We start from the raw sequence: 3,696 nt of genomic DNA on the forward strand, positions 1-3,696 counted from the left end.
TCATCGAAGGAATCGCCCTGTTTTATCAGGCAACGTCCTGGGATCGTCCCAGGCGCGTCACGGTCACGCGCAAGGTTCAGGTCGTTCAGGATGGGCAGAACTGTCTCGTCCTCGACACCGACTGGCAGTACGAGGCTATCGTGACCAATCTGTATTGGGAAGCGATCGATGTCTGGCGCTTCTACAATCAGCGTTGCTGCATGGAGAACTACATCAAGGAAGCCAAGTACGGCTTTTCCATCCATCGAATCGCGACGGGCTCATTTGAAGCCAACGAGATCGATCTGCTCCTCAAGCTCATGGCGTATAACCTCTACGAGCGTTTCAAACGCGATTGCTGCGAGCCGATACAACGTGGATACACGATTTCCCGCTTTCGCTTGGAGTTCTTTCAGGTTGCCGGTACGCTCATTCGCCACAGCAGGCAACTCTCGTTGAAGCTGGCCAAAGCATTGGGCTCTTGTTATGCATGGCAGCGAATCGCTACTCGTGTCGCTCTGCTTCTGCTCGAGTGACTTTTCCAAAAATTTTCATGGAAGTAACGGAACCCATTCTTATGGGGTAGGGGGAAGTGTACCCTTTTTCGCCAGCTCTTAGCCGATTCTTATGGCTTATTTCCCTTAATTTGGTGGGTATCCCTCAATCCCCGTTTACTACCTTGCCGGTCATTCCGCGCTTTCGTAATTCAGGTTCAATTGGTAGAGGCTGGTCGATTTGTTTAACTTCATTACTATTTAGTTTAATTCATGGAGGCAATGAAGGTTACTCTTTTGTAGCATTTACAAATATATTTATACTTAGTGTTGTCTTGGCATTTGTAACCATTAGAACTAAGACAATTTGGACTGCAATTTCTTTTCATATTCCATGGAATTTTTTACAAGGATCAATATTCAGTGTGCCAGTGAGTGGCCGTGAAACATCCGGGATTTATGGTATAAAATTAACCGGAAATGATTTGATTACAGGTGGTAGCTTTGGGATTGAAGGTAGTATTGTTACTTTAGTTGTTTTAGTTGTGCTAGCTATTATTCTTATGAATATTACAAGTGCTAATAATTGGAGGATATCAAGAACAATAAATATTTGAAAGTAATTCAAGGAAGACCATGGCATCAGATAACATCGCATTCGACGCTGTGGGCGCAGAGCGGCCCTTGGTCTGTCCGAGGCATTTCGGGGAAAGTGATTCAGGCAGACACATCCCACCGCCTAACTGCCGCAAGCGGCAGCCGGGTCCTGGCGAAACCTTAAGGCACTAGGACGTCGTGAATGCGGGAACGTTATCTGAAATCAGCTAAATCATAGACACTTAATTAATGAGGTGAACACCTTTGGATGGACACCAGATAATGTTACAACTAATTTTATTCTTTCATTTATTGCTGCTTACTTTATTTCAGATAAATTAACTAAACCTAATAAATGACTAATAGGTAAACACCTGAGCAGCGAACAAAATTTATATTAGAGGAGGTCACAGGATGAACAAGCATAGTGTTTATGAAACAAACAGCTTCTATTGGGATACAAAAGGAAATGACTTTTTAGGAGCAATCGTACTTCCTTTTTATGGAGCATTTGTCTCAGAAGAAAAATGCCAACTTTTTGGCGATGTCTCAGGAAAAAAGATGTTAGAGATAGGCTGTGGAAATGGTCAATCCTTACAATATCAGGGGGATCGCAAAGCATCTGAACTATGGGGGATGGATATATCAGAAAAACAAATTGAGAAGGCAAAACAACATTTGACGGCGTGTGGTCTTTCGGCAAAATTGATCTGTTCTCCCATGGAAGAAGAATGTGACATACCTGTAGATTATTTTGACTTTGTTTATTCGATTTACACCATAGGCTGGACAACCGACCTAGAAGGCACTTTTTGTCGAATTGCTTCTTATTTAAAAAAAGACTGCGTTTTTATTTTCAGTTGGTCTCATCCTATACACAAATGTGTTGTTGAAGAAAATAATAGATTTGCTTTTAACAAGTGTTATTTCGATGAATCTTGGTATTCGGTATCTCCTGATTTTTGTCAAGGCGCGCTAACCTTATCTGACCGTAAACTATCAACCTATATAAATGCGTTGGCGAAAGCAGGGTTTGTTATTGAACAAATGATTGAAGAAACCGAGAATGAAATCATACAATTGCACGATGAAAATAATGATTTCGTAAAAAGAGCGAAGATGTTTCCTGTAACCTTCGTTATCAAAGCAAGAAAACTTTAAAATTACTGAAGAAGCCCAAAATAAGTGAGTTAGTGGCTCTAAGGAGGGCTGACATCAGATAACATTATATTCACGCATCGGGCATACGCCCTCGGTCCGGCAGGAGGATTTCGGGGAAGCGGGGGCAGCCGGACACACCCAGCATTCGCTGGGCGTCGTGAATACGGGAACGTTATACGACAATTCGGAATATATAGCATTAGCTATCCATAGAAGTTTTCATTATTTTTAAAATCTCTAAATGTGATTTTCTCAAACCAGAAGTATCTTTAAGTTTTATTAAGATCTCATCTGTGTCATGTGCAGGACGAAGTAATTTTGAGCGCTTTGCGACATATCCATTACTTATATAATAATTAGTAGTTACTACAGGCGCGTTTGAAGACAATACTATATCAATAACTTTGAATAGCTTATCAGGATTCCTGCTTATCATTTTAAAGCAATCACAATAGAAGAAAGGCTGTCCACCTGAAATAACAAAATTAAGAAGTTGTTGTAATTTATTATCAATTTTAGGATCAATTCCGCTTTGAACTTCTGTCATTGTTCTTGATTTTTCATTGGGATTAATTGTAACTATTGATTTAGGTGGAGCACATTCAAGAGATGGATATTGTATATAATTAGCACACTGGCTAAGATGTTTCATTGCTTCCCAAGCAATCGGATATCTTTCTTTTAAGTGGAAGTAAGGGTCAGATGTTTCTTCTTGTGAAGTAAAGTTAATGGTTATTTGATTTAGCTCATATTCACTGAAGTATCTTATTGCATCATAAGTAATAATTTTTATTGTACTGTCATCAATAATCTGTTTGGATAACCCTAGTTTTTTAGCTGCATGTATTGTACTTTTCATATCTTCAATCAGACTATTTCGTATAGCTACTACAACTAAAGACTTGATACTCAAATCAGCTTCAGGCTGATAGAAGTGAGCTTCCTCTAAGCCTATTAGTAGAATTGTTTTTCGAAATTCTTGTTGATTCCAACGACTAATGATTGATATTAATCTATTACGGATATCATTTTTAACCTTAGCGATTGAAACTGTATTTGCGCCAAGATTAACAAGTTGAGGGTTTAATATATCTTGTAAATAGATTTCGATTAAACTTTTAATAGAAATCAGTCCTTTCTATTCTATATGTCTATATTCTAATTATTTGCAGTACATAAAACAATACTGGTGGTGTGATGTCAGAGAAGTCCGAATCGCCGTATAACACAATATTCACGCATCGGGTATTCGCCCTCGGCGGTAGAAGTTTTATGTTGATTTGACGAGGCGTTTTAGCAGCAAGGAAGTATTTCAGCCAGACACATCCGCACCAACTAACTGCACAGCGGAGTTAGTCGATGGGACGTCGTGAATACGGGAACGTTATACGACAGAATCAAAAACAATAGGAAAGAGGATCATATGATCCTCTCAGGCTGTCGAGAAAGTCTCGACAGCCTATTT

4 protein-coding genes are annotated in these 3,696 nt (G+C 39.6%); 3 read left to right on the forward strand and 1 reads right to left on the reverse strand.

Annotated features, from left to right (window positions below; translation table 11 throughout):
• The 3 genes from L693_RS0126225 to L693_RS0126230 all read left to right on the forward strand — a co-directional run.
• Nucleotides 1–515: transposase (locus L693_RS0126225; protein WP_025721317.1), on the forward strand; the 515-nt coding region annotated here is incomplete at its 5' end.
• 56 nt (nucleotides 516–571) lie between these two features.
• Entirely contained in the window at nucleotides 572–1,090 is a 519-nt protein-coding gene (locus L693_RS29675) for a CPBP family intramembrane glutamic endopeptidase (protein WP_081752216.1), read from the forward strand.
• A 394-nt stretch (nucleotides 1,091–1,484) separates the two neighbouring features.
• Nucleotides 1,485–2,231 (forward strand): class I SAM-dependent methyltransferase, encoded by a 747-nt coding sequence (locus L693_RS0126230; protein ID WP_025721319.1) that lies wholly within the window; start codon nucleotides 1,485–1,487, stop codon nucleotides 2,229–2,231.
• Nucleotides 2,232–2,430: 199 nt separating this feature from the next.
• On the opposite strand, the gene L693_RS0126235 is transcribed toward L693_RS0126230, so the two are convergent.
• Nucleotides 2,431–3,144 carry a hypothetical protein gene (locus tag L693_RS0126235; RefSeq protein WP_025721321.1) on the reverse strand — a complete coding sequence of 238 codons (714 nt, stop codon included), beginning with the start codon at nucleotides 3,142–3,144 and terminating at the stop codon, nucleotides 2,431–2,433.
• Nucleotides 3,145–3,696 lie beyond the last annotated feature (552 nt).

This window comes from Paenibacillus sp. 1-18, assembly GCF_000520755.1.
GTDB classification, from domain to species: Bacteria; Bacillota; Bacilli; order Paenibacillales; family Paenibacillaceae; genus Paenibacillus; species Paenibacillus brasilensis.

Bases quoted from the DNA above. Each gene is read 5' to 3' on its own strand.
- L693_RS0126230 (WP_025721319.1), top strand. From the start codon at position 1,485: ATGAACAAGCATAGTGTTTATGAAACAAACAGCTTCTATTGGGATACA.